Here is a 17375-nt window from a genome sequence, read left to right as displayed (position 1 = left end):
CGACATCAAGCATGGAAAAATCCGATGCATCTTCGACCTTAAGTCGCAGCTAAAATAGCATAAATGCTTTACAAAGGGGGCGACTAAAACGTGATTTGGTTCGCGCTATGCTATTGAAGAATGACGGGCGGAAAATCTAAAAGACAAAAAATCCAAGGCAAACTCAATAGGCTCGCCTTGGATATTATCGTTAATGCAGTGAGGGTTAGCTAACCTGCGCCAACGTAGGTAAGGCGGGAAACGCGCCCTTTTGCCCGCAGGTAAACGCGCCGCAGCGAGTAGCAAATACCACAGCCGCCTCTAAGTGCGCTTGGCTTGCGAGCCTTTGCTTCAAGCTTAAATTTCCTAAATCGGATTCAAGATCATGTTCGAGCCCTAAACCTAATGCGAACAGAAAACCTGAGATAAAACTGTCGCCCGCGGCCGTAGTATCCACAGCAGATATTTGCGGCACTGGTACGCTAAACCTTTGCTGCGCAGTAATGCATTGCACTGGATTGGCGCCATCGGTGACCAAAATCACCTCAACCCCTTGGGCAAGGCAGAACAGCAGATAATCTTCAAAACTATTGTTGCCATTGCTGCCCGCAGTCTCCCGCGCCCGCGCTAAACTTTTCTCCCGTGCTAAGTAGTCCGCTTCTTCACGGCTCATTTTCAGCACTTGAGTGTAGCGAAAACACTGCTCAACCCGCTCGGATAGCAGAGACGTGTCCTGCCACAGGGATAAACGCAGATTCACATCAAAACTCACTAAAGTCGCGAACGCATTGGCACGGCGCGCACCATAAAGGCTAGTGTTAAAAATAGCAGTTTCGGTAAAGGTATTTGAGCAAAGATGAAAAATATCAATACCCTGCCATGGAATACTATCGAAATGCTGATTGCTGTAGCGCATATCGGCTGTGTCATTACGATTGAACTCAAAGGTGCGTTCACCCTGTTCATCCAAATTAACCAACACAGTCGCAGTGGCGGCGTTAGGCACTTCGGCAAGAAAATCCGTCACCACACCTTGCTCCGCTAAGGCCGCGGTTAACATAACACCATAATGATCGACGCTGATACCACCAGCAAAGTAACTCTTGCCGCCGAGTTTAGCGTAACCCACGGCCACATTAGCGGGCGCGCCACCGGCAATCGGCTGATGATGTTTGCCCGTGGCATCGGTTGGCAGCAAGTCCACTAACACCTCACCGAAGCTGAGTAATACCGTCATTTTATCTCCAACTTTGTCATTCTATATTCTGTATCAGGCAAAAAGCCCACTTTCATGGGCTGTTTTGGCTTAGCATTTTTTCTATAAAAACAGTTTCTGTAGCAACATCCGCTTAGAACTCGTATTTAAGCGTCGCGCTAGTGGTACGGCCATTAATGGTACGGGCACGGATGATATTGTTATCGGGGATTGAGCCTTCTTCTGCTTCAGTAATACCCGTGACATCAAACAAGTTGTTGACGTTTAAGGACACACTCATTGCCTCGGTCAGATTGTACGTCGCAAAGGCATTCACTTGGTTGTAGCCATCGAAACTTAAGTCATTATTATCTTGAGCATAGGAATCTGTAGTGCCAATTAAGTTAACCCCCACTGAACCTTGGTTAAAGTTGTAACGTCCCATCAAAGAGTAGATAAAGTCAGCCTGTCTTCTTGGGGTGTTACCGACCACTTCTGGCGTCAATGCATCCTTAGCAATCTCGGCATCGGTCCACGTCAGGTTGCCTCTAAAGTCGAAGTCACCGATAAAATAGGCCGACTCGATTTCAATACCTTTAGCTTTATACTTACGGTCGAAGAAACGTTGGCTAGTAGCTTCAAAGTTTTGCTCTTCGGTTTCAGAGTAGAATGCCGTCGCAAACACAGACAGATCATTGTAACGATACTTAACACCTAACTCGTACTGATCAACCTTATCAACCGCATCTTCCTTCGCCACTGAACCATCGGCACGAACCTTACCAAATAACAAGCGGTCGGCATTAGCGCGGCCACCGTGGCTCAAGCGGCCAAATGCTGCTAAGTCACTAGAAAACTGGTAGTTAGCACCCAATGAATAGGAAGTGTAATTCCAGTCGTAATTCACCGGCTGAGGATTAGCATTGTCGATAGAAGACACGCTTTGCTCAGGGATGGAAATCACGCCATCCTGATTCATATCCACCTGCGATTGCACGCTACCCGCATAGTAACCGCTCGCATCACCGCTGTCATAACGCACACTGGCATCAAGCGAAAGGTCACCAAAACTCGATGCTAACGCGAGGTAAGGCGCTTTTATGCTGTAGTCGGTATCGTAATTGCGTTGGCAACAATTTCCCCAATAAGGCACGCCATAAGCATAGAGGCCATTATCAGAATAAGCCGTGCCATCGGCGGCAACCACATCCAACAGCGCCGCATTATCACCCTTCACTTCCATCAGATAGGAGTTCCACATCCAGGTCATACTGATGTTTTGCACTGCACTGTAATAGCCGAATGTCACGCTGGTATCGTCGAAGGTTTTTGTTAATTTCAGGTCGTTTACGATTGAGCCAAAATCATTCATCTGCACATCAAAGGTATTGATACGCATAGCTAAACCATCCATTGGATTGCCTGCATTAGGTCCATTGGCGTAAATCAACTTAGCGCCAGTACCCGCAATACTGGTCGCGATATCGCTGCCGTTCGCCACTTCGGCGGGGAATGGCGACAGGAAGTTACCGCTCACATCGGAGAAACGGAAACGGTTTTCTACCTGCCAGTCATTACCTAAATCGAAGGAAGCCTCTAAGCCCACAGAATCGACCACAGGATTCATGCCATCGCGCATATCGCCACGACGACGTTCGCCATCGGCACCTAAGCTCAAAGTAGAGAGGAAATAAGCGGACTGAATCGCATCGGATTTAGCGTCAAAACCAGGGATTGAGCTGCCATCCGAGTACATGGGCATAGGTAAGTAACCTATGCTTTTATCGTCTAAATGTTTGAAATACAGGCGAACATAGCCATTATCGAATTCTTTAGTTAAGTTGGCTTTGATCTGGCCGCCTTTGTTGGCGTTATAGCCCGCTTCGCGTGGGCCTTCACCCGTACGCACGAAACCACCCACATGGAAACGCAGGCTGTCGTTGATGCTAGTACCGTATTCAAAGTCGGTGCGGAAAGTATCGTAATCCAGCCCGAAGGTGGTAGAAACACTGCCCGCATCAGATGAACCGGTTTTACTGATCACGTTGATAATGCCGCCGGGGGCATTACTGGCGGCGGTCGATGCCGAGCCACCACGGATAGATTCAATTGTTTGCACCGTAGAGTCTAAGCGTAAAAAGATGTCTGAGTTACCGAAGGCGATATCGCCAAACTGCATGATGGGCAAACCATCTTCTTGAATTTGCAGGAACTTAGCGCCGCCAGAAGCCACAGGTAAACCACGGACAGCAATGTTGGCATTACCTTCACCGCCAGTAGATTCGACCTTTATCCCCGGAATAATACGAAATGCCTCCGCCGATGAGCGTGGCGTGCTCACCTCAAGCTCGGCCAGTGACACGCTGCTGACGGACACACTCGAGTCCATGACACGCGTACCGCGGGCAACCCCAGTTACGGTAATTCTTTCTAAACCGAGTGCATCTTTCTTGGCTTCTTCCTGTTGTGGTGCCTCTACAGCCCAAAGGTGAGAACTCACCATAACGGCCAATGAACTTAACAAAAATTTCTGAGATGTGCTTTTTATCATTTTTATGTCCCCATCCATATTTGTGATGCTGCCCTATCTCCCCATGGCAACATCGACTGAATTGTGATTAATCGAAAAACTATCTTAGTTATCATTCATGATTAGCTAAAACCACAACTTAATCGATTAAGTTAACAAGTTAGCAACTAATTAACAAAAAGCAAGTGCGTTTTTTGCACAGTTTTGGTTCATACTCTGGATGTATTAGGTCAACAGATTGATTAATTGAGAAAATGTGACAGGAAAATATTTTCTGTCACAGCCCAATTTAGTGCGTTCCGGTCGTTAACAAATGGCGTGACGGATCTTTAACTAGGTTAAATCCGCTAAGGAGGCACAACAAAATGGCAAAACCAGTGGCAAGGTAGAAACCATATTTAACATGGCCGAAGATATCGCCAACTAAGCCCATTAGCAGAGGCCCAACAGCGGCGGATACCGCAGTAAAAAATAAGATCACCCCAGCCACAGAGCCATGTTGATCCACAGGGAAACAACTGATGCCCTTAGAGTTCAGCGTCGGATACATCATGGACATAAATAGGCCTGACAGGGGCAACAGCACGACAGCAGCTTCAATACCGTAGATCATAGATCCTAGATAACAAGCACTTATCGCAAAACTAAACCAGAACATCACTTGCTGCCAAGGGAAGCGATCGAGCACCCAGCCCCCTAAAAAGCGACCACCCGCACGCAGGGTAAAAAAGATCGTCAGGGCGTAGGTGGCTAAGGTGGTGAAGTCACCTTGATAACTTTGCAACAGGGTCGGCATCCACACGTAAATCGCCACTTCGGTCGCAACATATAAGCCTATCGCGAGTGAAAACCCTAATGCATAAGGGTTTTTCATCATCTTAAAGGTGCTGGCAAGGTTAATAGTTTCAGTCGAGGAACGCTTAATTTGCGGATAATCCGCCCGGTAGGCTAACCAACACAGCACTAAACAGAAGCAACCCGCCCCAAAATACAGATACTTCCAAGAGACGCCGCTGATCAGTAAATAACTGACGATGGCTGGCCCTATCATAGCGCCAACCCCAAAATAACCTTCGACCGTATTCATAGTGCTGGAATGCTGTTTTGATGAGGTCGAGATATCGCCGATAAGCCCAAGTGCACCGGTTTTAAAGATGCCAATCGCAGTGCCGACAAAGGCAAGCAGGAACAAGAAATAGTAAAAAGATTCACCCAACGCGAACATAAAACAGGCGAGCGCGAATAACAACAGTCCCAATAGAATGGTTAACTTACGCCCAATTTTATCCGCCAAAAAACCTAAAAATAGCCCACTAATTGCGATAAAAATCATCGGCATATAGTGAAAAGCACTGGCCTGAGACATAGATAAATCAAACTGGGATATCAGCTCTGGAATAATGACGCCCACGGCATCTGAGGTCATAGCGAACATGAAAAACATCAAATATGTGAGTACCCGAATACGGGTGTGATTGCGGCTATCGCAACCTTTTGAATCACTTACCATACTATTTCACCTTATCGTTATTATCCCTACTCACTCCCAAGCGCTAAGTGGCAGCATCCTGAAAGGGTTTCGGTTTTTATGTACCGCAACGAGCTAGCCTCCCCCAAAACGTGAGACTAACTCAAAAATCCAACAAACCACTTGAATAATGTTTCATATTGGTTAAATATACAACTTAATCGATTAAGTTTAGTTGTGCAATCAATTAAAAGATCGCCATAAATATTTACTCTAGAAAGACAACTCAAGCGTGGGCAAAGTATGAAAAACCAAGTGCAACTGATCACCTATGTCGACAGGATAACGAATGCAGGGCTCAAGGAGCTCAAAACGCTGCTCGATAACGAGTTGCAAGGTCTATTCGGCGGCGTACATCTTTTGCCTTTCTATTTTCCCATTGACGGCAGTGATGCGGGTTTCGATCCCATAGACCATGTGCAAGTCGATTCACGCTTAGGTAATTGGGATGACGTTAAACGCATTGGTGATGACTACGACATCATGGCCGACCTTATCGTTAACCATATGTCAGCCGAGTCGCCAGAGTTTAAAGACGTGCTCAAACACGGCAAACAATCGGCCTACTGGGATTTGTTTTTAACCAAAGACAAGGTATTTCCTGAGGGCTTAAGCGAGCAAGATCAAGCCGCTATCTATCGTCCACGTCCGGGCAGTTGTTTCAGCACTTACACCTTAGCCGATGGCTCGACTGAAGAGTTTTGGACAACCTTTACCCGCAATCAAATCGATATCGACGTTAACTCGGCCGCAGGTAAAGATTATTTAAACCGAGTACTGGCGCGTTTCGATCACAGTAAAGTGAATCTGATCCGCTTAGACGCCGCGGGCTATGCGATTAAAAAGCCCGGCACCAGTTGCTTTATGATCGAAGAGTCCTTCGAATTTGTGGATAAATTAGCTAAGCAGGCCAATCAGTTAGGCATGACAACTCTGGCCGAAATCCATTCGCACCATATGACTCAGGTCGAAATCGCCAAGCGCGTCGATATGGTGTACGACTTCGCCCTGCCACCGCTCATCTTGCACACGCTGTTTAGCCAAGATTGCCGCGCCTTGACCCATTGGCTGGAAATGGCGCCACGCAACTGCATTACCGTACTCGACACCCACGACGGCATTGGCATTATCGATGTCGGCCCTATGGATGGTTTACACGGATTATTGACCGAAAATCAAATTGATAATCTGGTCGAAACCATACATGGCAACAGCCAAGGCGAGAGTCTACAAGCCACAGGAGCCGCTGCCAGTAATGTCGATTTATACCAAATCAACTGTACCTATTACGATGCACTCGGCCAGAATGACCAAGATTATTTGATGGCGCGCGCGATTCAGTTTTTCACCCCAGGGATTCCGCAGGTGTATTACGCGGGTCTGCTGGCGATTCCAAACGATATGGATCTGCTCAACAAAACCCATGTCGGTCGTGATATTAATCGTCCTTACTTAAACCGTGAAAAAGTGCAGCAAGCGTTACAGAAACCTGTAGTTAAGGCGCTGACTCAGCTAATTAAACTACGTAATAGCAACCGCGCCTTTGATGGTCATTTTACTATGGCATCGAACGAGCAAACGCTGACGCTATCTTGGACTGCTGCCGATTGTCGGGCGAGCCTTACCCTCGACTTCGCCAATAAAGATGGCCAAATCATTCTATTAGATGAACAAGGCAAAGAGACACAGATATCCTTATCAAGGCTACTGGCTCAATCTCAAGCCTGAGCTTAATAAGACTAAGCCAAACAGCATAGTTGGTAGATAGCAAAAAGGCGCATTGAATGCGCCTTTTTAGTTTAAAAAAATCAGATATTAGCAACTCTTACCCAGACGCAATTCATAGCCCAAAACTTCTGCATGTACGGCAGCACTGACAAACATTTGCGCCGCTTTTCGTCCCTTCTGCTCAGAGTATTGACAGACTGTGGTTAACGGTGGATTTGAGCGCGTGCCTTCATCTATGCCATCAAAACCTACCACTCGCACGTCTTCGGGAACGCGCAGCCCCATTGCCTGTGCCTGACCGAGCACGCTCAGGGCGATTAAGTCACTCATGCATAAAAACACATTCGGGCGCGGAGTCGAGTTCAGCGCTTCTTTTGCCGCTATCGCCGCATATTCAGCATTGCTCTCGGGAATATTCCAAATCCTATCCTGCCCCAGTACAACGCCCACTTCTTCAATCGCTTGCAGGTAACCTTGTAACCTTTGATGGGCGACTGACGTGTCTATCTCCAGTAAATTCAAATCATAAACGCGGCAAGTCAAGTGAGTGTCGAGCAAGCGTAGCCCCAAAATGGCCACATTGTCTGCGGGTGACTGCAATGCCAGTTTCGCCACTTCATAGGCAGCTAACTTATTGTCTATGCTCACAGAAGCATTTCTGTGGATATCAAAATCGACCGTAACGACCTTTTTCTTTACCTGCTTTAACTGCTCGGCCAACAGAGCATTGCGCGGGCGACCATAACAAATAAAACCATCCACAAAGTCAGCGACCGCATTCACGCTGTCTGAGCTGCCCGAAAACAGCAATAGATTCAGTTTCTCCTGCTCCAAGACAGACGCCACGCCCTTCATAAATTTACTGGCGACAGGATCGGACACCATATATTCCACGCTGTCCGACAGCACTAAGGCGACAGTATCAAACTTGCCCTTACGTAAGGATTGAGCCGCTTTATTCGGCCCGAAATAGCCAAGCTTAGTGCAGGCAGCCAAAATGTCGTTACGACGTTTTTCCGATAATTGATCGGGGCGATTAAAGGCGTTAGACACAGTGGCATTAGAGACACCCAACTCGTTGGCTATGCTCTTTAGGGTCCAGTGTTTTGTTGTTGTCATGCTTATGTCCTGGAATCAAATAAGGCCACAAAAATACGGCTCAGCGCAAATAATACAAGGTTTAAATTCGCCGTGCATTCCAATACTTAGATGCCCAATAACTGTTATGCAGACTCGAAATTTTCACCCCTTGGCTAGTTGATACGTGGAGGAAATTATCACTCCCCACATAAATGCCAACATGGTGGGTACTCCAACCTGTTTTGAAAAAGACTAAGTCACCCCTGCGAAGTTGATCCCTAGACACAGGCCTGCCGAGTGCTTGCTGTTCTTCGACGGTGCGCGGTAATACCATACCCAACATTTTTTGGTAAGCGACAGACACAAAGGCCGAACAATCAATACCTTTTTTAGAGCCGCCACCTAGACGATAGGGCACGCCACGCCACTCTGAATGCAGCTCAGCAATATTGCTATCATCCCAAGCAGAGGCGAGCTCAACTTGCTTTACCACAGGCTTAGGTTCTGGCGCACTAGCGCAAGCGCCAAGACCTAAGGCTAAGATAACTATCAATAATCTTTTCATTAACGTCACACTCAATACTGGCGGATTTCACAGCAACTTAATAGTAAGTTTTATCGGGTTAATTCAGTACTAAATAAGAGTTCCTAATTATGCTACACCAACCACAGTAAACCTATGCTTAATAACACGTTAAGGCTATTAAACAGAATAATCTATATTAACACTCCCTGGATGCAGTAATTATGTAATACATTACACTCAGTAATAAATGCTTAGCCTATCAATAATCTTAAGGTCTACAAACAAGTTGAAGATAAGGAGTCAGCATGAGTGAACAGCAAGCGCAGTTTTTTGGTGGCCCGAGGGAATGCCCGATTGAAAATGGTCGAATTCAAGTCCAACGCATCACCCCAAAAATCAGTGATGTTGGCGGTATTCCCGTCGCGCGGGCTATTCCACAAAAAGGCCGCCGCCTCATAGGTCCTTGGTGCTTCCTCGATCATATTGGCCCTGTCACCGACGGCCCCTTATTGAATGTCGGCCAACATCCACATATTGGACTGCAAACATTTACTTGGATGCTCGAAGGCGAAATCATGCATAGGGATAGTATTGGCAGTGCCCAAGTGATCCGTCCTAAGCAAGTCAACCTAATGACGGCAGGACACGGTATCGCCCATACCGAAGAATCGGTAACAGGTCATCGCACTATGCACGCGGTGCAGTTATGGATAGCCTTACCACTGGAGCACAAAGATACCGCAGCAAGATTCGACCACTATCCCGAGTTACCGACTTGGCACGAAGCTGACGTCGACTTCACCCTACTGATTGGCACTTGGCAGCATAAACAGGCGCCTACATTGCACTTTTCACCTATTGTTGCCATGGATCTCTATGCAGCGAATAGCACTAAGCTCACCCTGCGCCTTGACCCCAGTTTCGAATATGCCCTAATGCCACTCGAAGGCCGCTTCCAGATCGAGGATGAAAGCTTCGATAATAATGACCTCGCGTATCTTGGTATGTTACGTGAGACCATTACAGTTGAACTCGAAGCAGGTTGTCGCATACTGCTGATTGGCGGTGCACCACTGGCCGATCCGGTCAGCATTTGGTGGAATTTTGTCGGCCATAGCAAAGAGGAAATTGCGAAAGCTCAAGCCGAGTGGGAAGCACACTCCCCACGCTTTGCCGTCGTTCCCGGCTATAATGGTGAGCGTTTAGTCCCACCACCCATTCCGTGGTAATCAAGGAGTCCATGGCGCTTTAGCATTCAACCGGATTAAACCAGCGCCGAGGGTGAGGCTTACAGCAGATGTCTACGCAGTAAGCCTTATCATTCGCCTATAGCTTGATATGAGTAAGCTCAATCCCCTCGAGTTAATCGCAAGCTAAGTCACTAACAATCGACTAAATTTTACGGATTTTTTACGCGCTATCTTAAAATGTCTTTGTTAGAGTACGGACAACTTCTTTAATACTTCTTTGTATTTCATGACTTCATCCATAGCTGTACCTATGACACAATACTGGCGTTCACGTCCCTCTTTATTCACCTTTATAGTGCTAGTAATAGCGATTTTCAGCAGCTATTTCATCGATTTTTTCTCAGGCTCAACCATCGCTGTGCTACTGATTTTACAATTAGCCGTGGTCGTTATTGCCTTGCAATGCAACGCCAATTTCGCCTATTTTACGGCAGTGTATGAAGCGGCAAGTTATAACTTTTTATTTACCACGCCGCGCTATTCGCTACAGATGTTTAATCTTGAGGATATTCTTAACTTAGCAGTGTTCCTCTTAGTGGCGCTAACCACCAGCAAACTGGCCGAGCATTATCGGCGTCAGCAAGATGCGCTTGAACAAGCCCAGTTACGCAACAGTATTCTGTTGTCGGTTTCCCACGATTTACGCACGCCACTCGCCACCATTATTGGCACTTTAACAACGTTGAAAGAGTATATGCCTAAGCTGAGTCCATCCCAAAAGGATGAGCTAATTGACAGCGCTGCGGCAGAAAGCCACCGCTTGCACCAATATATCGAAAATCTATTACAGGCCACTAAGTTACAACATGGCGCACTCAAGTTTAGCTTGAGTGAAGACACCATCACTCATGTGTTACACCAAGCTATTGCGCGTTTTCCGGCCACGCAGCCACGAATTGTTATCAAGAGTGAATCCGATCTACCCACAGTGATGATATGCAGTTCATTGATTGAACAAGCCATTTTCAATGTACTGGACAATGCATTGCGCTACTCGCCACAAGATAAAAAAGTCACAGTTAAGGTTTATCGATATGAAAATATGCTGAGATTGGATATCCAAGATCGGGGCTGCGGTATAGCCGCCGCAGATATGGAAGCCGTTTTTGAACTCTTTTATCGCCAACATCCATCAACGGATGGTGGTGCAGGTCTAGGCTTGGCTGTTGCTAAAGGGATTATTACCGCACACCAAGGCCAAATCAGCGCCGAACCTGTCACCAAGGGCAGCCTAATCCGCATCGCTTTGCCAATAAAAAAGGAAAGAGAATAAATGGCTTACAAAGTGCTAGTGGTGGATGACGAGGCGCAAATCCACACCTTTATGCGGATCTCATTAGAGGCGGAAGGATTTGAATATATTGGCGCATCGTCAATAACAGCAGCCCTAGCCCATTATCATGCGCAGCAACCACACGTGTTGGTACTCGACCTTGGATTACCTGATGGTGATGGTATTGAGCTACTACAAACCCTACGGCAGAGCGACAAAATCCCCGTATTGGTGTTAACCGCCCGCGATCAAGAGGAAGAGAAAATCCGCCTTTTAGAGGCCGGGGCCAATGATTACCTCAGCAAGCCTTTTGGGATCAGAGAATTAATTGCCCGCATCAAGGTATTAGTCCGCGATTTAGTGGATGAACCTACAGTCAGTGATTTACTGCATTTTGGGCCACTTAAACTACAAAAAACCACCCACCAGCTTTGGCTAGAACATCAAGAAATTGCCTTAACCAAAAAAGAGTTCGCCCTGATGGAGACCTTAATGTCTCACCCTGGAAAGTTAGTCACACAGGCCGAATTACTGCGGGATATTTGGGGCGAAACCCACCAAGAAGATAGCCACTATCTGCGGATCCTAGTGAGTCAGCTACGTAAAAAACTCAATGACAGCAACGAGCAGCAACTGATTAAAACAGAAGCGGGTTTAGGTTACCGCTTAACAGACATCAATCAGAAGTAAGCGTTCTCACCATCACAAAAGCAAACATAAAAGGATATTTGTATGGCGCATTTTACCGTTATTGGTTTAGGGCGATTCGGCGTCGCAGCCAGCCTTGAACTGATCCACTTAGGCCACACGGTCACAGGTGTCGACAGTGACCCCAAAATGGTTGAAAAGTATGTTGAAAGCCTAACTGAAGCCGTCATTTGCGACTGCTCCGACGAAACGGCGCTACGTGAGCTTGACCTCGCCAACAGTGAAGCCGTTCTCGTCGCCATTGGCGAAGATATGCAATCGAGTTTGTTATGCACCTTGGCACTCAAAAATCTTGGTGTTCAAGTTATTTGGGTCAAAGCTAGCACTAAGGCACACCACACTATCGTGTCTAAACTCGGCGTTGCACGCATCATACATCCAGAAGAAGAAATGGGGATGCGTGTCGCCCAATCGCTCAATTATCCTATGGTAAATAACTTTCTCGCCATTGGTGATGGACTATATATCGTTGAAATTCATATAAAACCCCACCTAGATAACACCACAGTCGCCCAGCTTCTTGGCTCAGTACAGGATGGAGCGAAAGATGATTTAAACAATGTAATGCGTGATCCTAAAGGTAAGGTTGCGGCCATTATGGTTAAGCGCGATCTAGCGGTATTTAGCAGGATTGATGGCAGTTTTATACTGCATACCGATGACGCATTGTTGCTATGTGGTAGCCGTGCCGAGCTTAAATATCTCGCACCAAGGTTGGTGTAACTTGGTTCAATGGCATCCCTCCATCATGGCAATTGAGCACAAGCCCAGATCGGATAAAAAACTGTTAGGTGCGCCACCTTTTATTTTAAGCCTAAGCTTTGCACTACTGATCATCCTTGGTACTTGCTTACTCAAACTGCCCATAGCGACCGAAGCGCCTATTACTTGGTTACAAAGCTTGTTTACCGCCACTTCCGCCGTGACAGTCACAGGCCTAGTCGTTGTCGACACTGGGACGGTATTTACGCCATTTGGCCAAATCGTTATCGCCCTTTTGATCCAATTCGGCGGGCTTGGGCTGATGACATTTGCGATTGTGACCCTGATAGCCCTTGGCGGCAGAATTGGTTTTCTACAGCAAACAGTCGCAAAAGAGGCCTTTAATCAAACAGATACATCGACATTAGTCTCGACCGCAAAAGCCGTATTGATGTTTTCTCTGTTGGTTGAAGCCATAGGCATGTTGATTTTATCTGTGCATTGGAGCGATGAACTCGGCTGGCAAACCAGCTTATTCCACGGTTTTTTCTATACGATTAGTGCCTTTAATAACGCAGGTTTTGCCCTCAGTGCCGACAGTTTAATGCCCTATGTGGCCGATCCTATTATCAATCTCACTATCACGGGCTTATTTATTATCGGTGGCCTAGGGTTCTCAGTCTGGATAGATCTTCGTAGGAACAAGCGTTGGTCAAAATTAACCGTTTACAGCCGCATGATGATCACCGGCACTATTATTATCAATGCCATAGCCGTGATTGCGATTTACTTAATTGAATACAATAACCCCAACACACTGGCACCACTCAGCGAACTCGGTAAATGGTTAGCCTCATGGTTTCAAGCGGTAACACCGCGCACCGCGGGCTTTAATACCTTAGCCATAGACCAACTCGAAGATGGTACGACACTACTCATGCTGGTATTGATGTTTATTGGCGGCGGCTCATTAAGCACCGCCAGCGGCATAAAGGTCGTCACCTTTATGGTGCTTATCTTGGCAACTTATGGCTACTTACGCCGCGATGAAGCCATTTACGTGTTTAAACGGGAAATCCCCAAGGACACCGTCAGCAAAGCATTAGCGCTGACCATGATCTCCATTGGCGTCACTTGGCTCGCTATTTTTGCCTTAGTGTTAACCGAAAAAGCTCCACTAATCGATATTGTATTTGAGGCGGTCTCAGCATTGGGCACTGTCGGTTTATCACGCGGTTTAACAGGGAGTCTTTCAGATATAGGACAAGGTATCATCATCTTTATGATGTATATGGGACGCCTAGGCCCACTGATGCTGGCCTACTTCCTTGCCAACCCAAGGGTGAAAAAACTGCGCTATGCTGAAACCAAATTGGCGATTGGGTAAGGATTGATTGGTGGGTGACACACCAAATTTACTGATCATCAAATAGGAATGATGTTGAGCAAGCGAGGTAATTGAGTTGGCTATGGAGGCGCTGACTTATAGGCGAACCATGGCATTTGCTCTACGACGCGCAGCAAGTCCATCCGTGGATGCTCGACCGCCCCGTCCATGGGGCGGAAGGTCGTCTCACTAATCGCCATGACTCGCCTTTTTAGTATTAGCGTAGTCTGTAAGTTTTAAATAAATACGAAGCACGCTTTGGGACAAAAGCGTGATAGCTCCTTTGCTCTAACTTGTCAGTTTCGGATTAAAATTTCTATGGAGATACGCTCGCATTTGCGGCGAATTGGAGCGCAGCGGAAATTTGTCCGAAACATGCGCTTGTTAGGGCTTGCTCTTGATGCCGAATTGCTTCGCAAACTCGGGATCTATCCAAGCCGACTCTACCTGGCCAGGCTCTAGTTCGACTTCTTCTGGAGCAGAACACCTAGAAACAAAATCATTTACTGACTCAGAAAGAACCTCGTTCTCTCCCGTTTCGTGATCCCAGAAGCACACAGCCTCGTTAAGCAGAACGAAATAGTTACCGCAATCGTCTTCGGCAAGGACATTCGAAGTGGATAAGACTTCAGGAAATGGCTCCTTGGCTTTTCGGATTACGCCGTACTCAACGCCAGTTTCGCTTTTGAATACTTTACCAAATGCTCGATTCATATCTGAGCCCTAACGCTTTAAACAGCGGAAAACACACGCGCTTTGGCCGCTTTTTGGCCTGCGGGTAGTTTTCCGATGCTTTAACTTGTTAGCAGTCTTTGCATTCAAGATGAAAAGACTCTTTTAATGTGTGCATAAAAATCTGCAACTCAGAACTTTCAGAGGGATTTTTAAGCACTACCCGTTCTATCAAAGTCCCTTCTTCATCTGCAAACTCTAAGATGACCGCAGACTGTTCATTTTCCCAAATCGAGCTAAACGAAGTGAAGTTTAGATATTGCCACACTCCCCCTTGCTCCTTGAGGGTTAAGCTGGAGAAGATGGACTTGATCAATTCCTCATGCTGTTCAAATTTATCCCACCCTTCTTGTGGGAAAAACTCAATATCCAAGATGTACTCCTTGTACTGCTAACGCTCAAAGCAGCTGCGCGGTACGCGTCGGCTGCCTTTGCTTGTTATGTGTTTAACCTATTTTTGAGCTTGCTAAGTATCTTGAGCTGCCCTTTGTAAAGTTTGTATCCCTCAGTGCCTTCTGGGTGTGTAGCCGATTTAAACAATATCCTTTGCTCTTGCTGCTGAATGAAAGATGCAACTTCATGCAACTTTTTACGGAGCCCAACATTCTCTTTATAATACTGCTCAAGATGTTTGTCTTTGTTCAGAATAATATTTTTGTACTCTTCATGATTATATGGCACAAACTCAAAACTGATATTGTCTCCAGAAATCTCTACTGGTGAATCAAAATCATAGACCCATATAGATAGCTTATTCTCGTTTAACTCTAATTCATCAATTTCGTATTCATTCTCAAAAATGCTTTCAAGTGTTAGGCCGTTTGGATGGTTGACGCTAGACGATTTAGATTGCACTAAAAGCACTGGCGAGTCATCGTTACGCACATCCCATGGCGCAAGCCTCAGCAAGATCACGCTACCGTCACGCTTTAGCGAGGTGAGATACCCCGCGAACTCTTCGATTTTCTTCATACTCTCATCGACACATAACGCATTACTAATGGGCTGCCGCAGCGCAGCGTAGGCAGTCCCGTGGAGGCCATGCTTTTTGTGGCCGGAACGAAATTAAGTAACTTGTTATATTGCATATCAACGCATACTTTAGCTTTTAATCAGCCGACAACCGCCTTTTGGCATTTTATTGTCTGATTTGAATATACACTCAACCGACCAACCATCTGGAAGAGAGTATTTAAAGTTTTTAGGATTCCAAAGGCGAACAGAAGCCTCTTGTCCACTCCCACACAGAATTTTGATAAACACAAAGCCGTATACATTATAAGCAACTTTAATCTTTATCTTTTGCTGATTATGACTTAGGTCAATAGCATCTAAACCGACACGATACATCCATCCTAGAACTAAACAACAAGCTAGGAACACTAAGTCTATGAGCTGACCTGGCATTATGGCAAGAGTCTGCATTTCATATCGAAGCTTCGCAAGTAGAAATACAGCTGCTAAGAATGCAAAGAGTTTAAGAAGCAAAAACAAAAAGTTAGCTTTGCTTATTCTAAAGTGGTGATAGTTCATTATTTCTCGATGCAATATAACGCTCCGTTAACGGGCGAGCGCTGTTTGCGAGTCCGTGCCAGCGTTGTTTGCTGGCGTTTTTGTTAAACGGTTTGTTATATTCACTTTACTTCAAGATCAAAAACTACATTTATCGAAGCTGAAAACACAATATTTTCTTGCAAATATTTACCAGGTTGAGCTGGCTTACCAAGTCGTGAGCCAGTTACCACTATTTTTTCAATATAATCGTTAGCACCGTACCGATCGTAACTCTGATTTTCAGCAGAGTTAATGCTATATATTTTGCCTAGCTTTGCATCAAATGCTTGAGCATAAGAGTTACCGTTTTCTTTAGCATTTTTAACAGCTAAAGCAATTACTTCTTTTTGTAGAGTTTCTGCTTTTGACGATCTAAGTTCGATATTGCGAATTTCATTGATTTTTACATCAAGTGCAAAATTAACAAAACTGTTTATATTTTGAATATCATTAAGCGTAACTTTCAGATTTCGATGCGCGGTGTAGCCATCTAATTCTTCTTTGTCATCCTTAGAGTAAGAATAATGCGGTTCAGTCGAGATGCTAGATGCTGACACGTTCTCTTCATTAACATTAAATTTTGCCAGCCCATCCAAAAAATTGTTAACCCTTTCATCAACGTCTAATTTTGCGTCAACACTTTCAGCCTTCAAACTCTCTACTTTCAAGTAAATAACTGCAATATCTGGCTTTGCTTCAAGCTGCGCACTACCTACAATGGCAATATGCCGATTATTTGGCAAACTAGAATTAGCAAAGGATAAAAAAGGTATTACCAATAGGGTAATTATGCTTAGGAATTTCATGATACCTCCTTGTGAATATAACATTTTATTAGTGCGCATGCGCGTTTACCTCGTTGGACCAGTGAAAACGCGCACAGTTAACTACTTGTATTGCAAATAACTTATCAGCTTCTCTTCAAATATACTATCTGGAAAAACGCGCATGCGCGTTTTCCAAACCTATTATCTCAAATCGCAAACACATAACATATTGATATAAATTAATTATATCAATTAGCACACGTACAAACGCGCAAAATTTTTTCACTATTTTCCTTGATATCCGGGAATTTCAAATAATACTGTATAAAATAACAGTATTTAAGAGCGAGGGTTATCATGAGTCTAAAAAGCCCATTTCTAAGCGGCCTTCAAGAAGAAATGCGTATGCGTGGTTACAGTATTAGAACGGAAAAAA

16 protein-coding genes are annotated in these 17375 nt (G+C 45.6%); 6 read left to right on the top strand and 10 right to left on the bottom strand.

Translation table 11 applies throughout. The features are described from left to right. Window positions 1–205: 205 nt before the first annotated feature. From L2744_RS17570 to L2744_RS17560, 3 genes are all read right to left on the bottom strand, one after another. A complete protein-coding gene (locus tag L2744_RS17570) occupies window positions 206–1216 on the bottom strand; it encodes a carbohydrate kinase family protein (RefSeq protein WP_248993121.1) in 1011 nt (336 codons plus the stop codon). Window positions 1217–1328: 112 nt separating this feature from the next. After that, on the bottom strand, window positions 1329–3725 hold the full coding sequence (locus tag L2744_RS17565; RefSeq protein ID WP_248993120.1) for a TonB-dependent receptor domain-containing protein: 2397 nt from the start codon (window positions 3723–3725) through the stop codon (window positions 1329–1331). A 268-nt stretch (window positions 3726–3993) separates the two neighbouring features. After that, entirely contained in the window at window positions 3994–5214 is a 1221-nt protein-coding gene (locus L2744_RS17560; protein WP_248993119.1) for an MFS transporter, read from the bottom strand. Between the two features lie 261 nt (window positions 5215–5475). Here L2744_RS17560 and gtfA point away from each other — a divergent pair, with 261 nt between their 5' ends. Next, window positions 5476–6960, top strand: a complete 1485-nt coding sequence (gene gtfA, locus L2744_RS17555) for a sucrose phosphorylase (protein ID WP_248993118.1) — start codon at window positions 5476–5478, stop codon at window positions 6958–6960. Between the two features lie 87 nt (window positions 6961–7047). Here the strand turns inward: gtfA and L2744_RS17550 are convergent, their stop codons facing one another. Both L2744_RS17550 and L2744_RS17545 read right to left on the bottom strand, forming a co-directional pair. Beyond that, complete coding sequence (locus L2744_RS17550; protein WP_248993117.1) at window positions 7048–8079, bottom strand: LacI family DNA-binding transcriptional regulator; 1032 nt, start codon at window positions 8077–8079, stop codon at window positions 7048–7050. A 61-nt stretch (window positions 8080–8140) separates the two neighbouring features. Next, window positions 8141–8605 (bottom strand): NlpC/P60 family protein, encoded by a 465-nt coding sequence (locus L2744_RS17545; protein ID WP_248993116.1) that lies wholly within the window; start codon window positions 8603–8605, stop codon window positions 8141–8143. Window positions 8606–8871: 266 nt separating this feature from the next. On the opposite strand from L2744_RS17545, the gene L2744_RS17540 reads away from it, so the two are divergent. The 5 genes from L2744_RS17540 to L2744_RS17520 all read left to right on the top strand — a co-directional run bounded on the left by L2744_RS17540 (window position 8872) and on the right by L2744_RS17520 (window position 13886). Continuing rightward, complete coding sequence (locus L2744_RS17540; protein ID WP_248993115.1) at window positions 8872–9795, top strand: pirin family protein; 924 nt, start codon at window positions 8872–8874, stop codon at window positions 9793–9795. 247 nt (window positions 9796–10042) lie between these two features. Then, window positions 10043–11089 (top strand): sensor histidine kinase, encoded by a 1047-nt coding sequence (locus L2744_RS17535; protein WP_248993114.1) that lies wholly within the window; start codon window positions 10043–10045, stop codon window positions 11087–11089. After that, window positions 11090–11779, top strand: a complete 690-nt coding sequence (locus L2744_RS17530) for a response regulator transcription factor (RefSeq protein WP_248993113.1) — start codon at window positions 11090–11092, stop codon at window positions 11777–11779. A 42-nt stretch (window positions 11780–11821) separates the two neighbouring features. Then, a complete protein-coding gene (locus tag L2744_RS17525; protein WP_248993112.1) occupies window positions 11822–12520 on the top strand; it encodes a potassium channel family protein in 699 nt (232 codons plus the stop codon). Window position 12521: 1 nt separating this feature from the next. Next, complete coding sequence (locus L2744_RS17520) at window positions 12522–13886, top strand: TrkH family potassium uptake protein (protein ID WP_248993142.1); 1365 nt, start codon at window positions 12522–12524, stop codon at window positions 13884–13886. 384 nt (window positions 13887–14270) lie between these two features. Here L2744_RS17520 and L2744_RS17515 read toward each other — a convergent pair whose 3' ends face one another. From L2744_RS17515 to L2744_RS17495, 5 genes are all read right to left on the bottom strand, one after another. Further along, window positions 14271–14600, bottom strand: coding sequence for an SMI1/KNR4 family protein (locus tag L2744_RS17515; protein WP_248993111.1), 330 nt, complete (start codon window positions 14598–14600; stop codon window positions 14271–14273). Window positions 14601–14688: 88 nt separating this feature from the next. Further along, a complete protein-coding gene (locus tag L2744_RS17510; RefSeq protein ID WP_248993110.1) occupies window positions 14689–14991 on the bottom strand; it encodes a hypothetical protein in 303 nt (100 codons plus the stop codon). A 65-nt stretch (window positions 14992–15056) separates the two neighbouring features. Next, window positions 15057–15590 carry a hypothetical protein gene (locus L2744_RS17505; RefSeq protein ID WP_248993109.1) on the bottom strand — a complete coding sequence of 178 codons (534 nt, stop codon included), beginning with the start codon at window positions 15588–15590 and terminating at the stop codon, window positions 15057–15059. A gap of 129 nt (window positions 15591–15719) precedes the next feature. Then, window positions 15720–16151, bottom strand: coding sequence for a hypothetical protein (locus tag L2744_RS17500; protein WP_248993108.1), 432 nt, complete (start codon window positions 16149–16151; stop codon window positions 15720–15722). 101 nt (window positions 16152–16252) lie between these two features. Next, window positions 16253–16978, bottom strand: a complete 726-nt coding sequence (locus L2744_RS17495) for an SIMPL domain-containing protein (RefSeq protein WP_248993107.1) — start codon at window positions 16976–16978, stop codon at window positions 16253–16255. Between the last annotated feature and the right edge of the window lie 397 nt (window positions 16979–17375).

Source organism: Shewanella profunda, from assembly GCF_023283765.1.
In the GTDB taxonomy this organism is placed as follows: Bacteria; Pseudomonadota; Gammaproteobacteria; order Enterobacterales; family Shewanellaceae; genus Shewanella; species Shewanella profunda.
The sequence above is the reverse complement of the archived record's forward strand: the minus strand, read 5'-3'. Positions and strand labels throughout refer to the sequence as shown.

What these genes read in the sequence shown, in the direction of transcription:
- L2744_RS17545 (WP_248993116.1), bottom strand. Translation starts at nt 8,605, where the DNA reads ATGAAAAGATTATTGATAGTTATCTTAGCCTTAGGTCTTGGCGCTTGC.
- L2744_RS17540 (WP_248993115.1), top strand. Translation starts at nt 8,872, where the DNA reads ATGAGTGAACAGCAAGCGCAGTTTTTTGGTGGCCCGAGGGAATGCCCG.
- L2744_RS17515 (WP_248993111.1), bottom strand. Translation starts at nt 14,600, where the DNA reads ATGAATCGAGCATTTGGTAAAGTATTCAAAAGCGAAACTGGCGTTGAG.
- L2744_RS17560 (WP_248993119.1), bottom strand. Translation starts at nt 5,214, where the DNA reads ATGGTAAGTGATTCAAAAGGTTGCGATAGCCGCAATCACACCCGTATT.
- L2744_RS17495 (WP_248993107.1), bottom strand. Translation starts at nt 16,978, where the DNA reads ATGAAATTCCTAAGCATAATTACCCTATTGGTAATACCTTTTTTATCC.
- L2744_RS17535 (WP_248993114.1), top strand. Translation starts at nt 10,043, where the DNA reads ATGACTTCATCCATAGCTGTACCTATGACACAATACTGGCGTTCACGT.
- L2744_RS17525 (WP_248993112.1), top strand. Translation starts at nt 11,822, where the DNA reads ATGGCGCATTTTACCGTTATTGGTTTAGGGCGATTCGGCGTCGCAGCC.
- L2744_RS17550 (WP_248993117.1), bottom strand. Translation starts at nt 8,079, where the DNA reads ATGACAACAACAAAACACTGGACCCTAAAGAGCATAGCCAACGAGTTG.
- L2744_RS17500 (WP_248993108.1), bottom strand. Translation starts at nt 16,151, where the DNA reads ATGAACTATCACCACTTTAGAATAAGCAAAGCTAACTTTTTGTTTTTG.
- L2744_RS17565 (WP_248993120.1), bottom strand. Translation starts at nt 3,725, where the DNA reads ATGATAAAAAGCACATCTCAGAAATTTTTGTTAAGTTCATTGGCCGTT.
- L2744_RS17570 (WP_248993121.1), bottom strand. Translation starts at nt 1,216, where the DNA reads ATGACGGTATTACTCAGCTTCGGTGAGGTGTTAGTGGACTTGCTGCCA.
- gtfA (WP_248993118.1), top strand. Translation starts at nt 5,476, where the DNA reads ATGAAAAACCAAGTGCAACTGATCACCTATGTCGACAGGATAACGAAT.
- L2744_RS17505 (WP_248993109.1), bottom strand. Translation starts at nt 15,590, where the DNA reads ATGAAGAAAATCGAAGAGTTCGCGGGGTATCTCACCTCGCTAAAGCGT.
- L2744_RS17530 (WP_248993113.1), top strand. Translation starts at nt 11,090, where the DNA reads ATGGCTTACAAAGTGCTAGTGGTGGATGACGAGGCGCAAATCCACACC.